This window comes from Corallococcus sp. AB045 (genome assembly GCF_003668895.1).
Classification (GTDB): Bacteria; Myxococcota; Myxococcia; order Myxococcales; family Myxococcaceae; genus Corallococcus; species Corallococcus coralloides.
Window position 1 is genome coordinate 1 of record NZ_RAWN01000439.1, and the last position, 235, is coordinate 235.

General features: G+C 69.4%; 1 protein-coding gene. It reads right to left on the bottom strand.

Going from position 1 to position 235, the window contains the following annotated elements:
* Window positions 1-235: DUF6310 domain-containing protein (locus D7Y21_RS43760; protein ID WP_370039933.1), on the bottom strand; the 235-nt coding region annotated here is incomplete at both ends.

Genomic DNA, 235 nt, shown 5'->3' on the forward strand with positions numbered 1-235 from the left:
AATCTATGATGACAACGTGGAGGGATGGGTCCGCGAGCTTCAATGCGGTCAGGTGCGCTTCGCTGCGCACTCCAATGACGAAGTCGTAGCCACACTCTCTGGCGAGCTTCGCCTCGCCTCGCCTCGCCTCGCCTCGCCTCGCCTCGCCTCGCCTCGCCTCGCCTCGCCTCGCCTCGCCTCGCCTCGCCTCGCCTCGCCTCGCCTCGCCTCGCCTCGCCTCGCCTCGCCTCGCCTC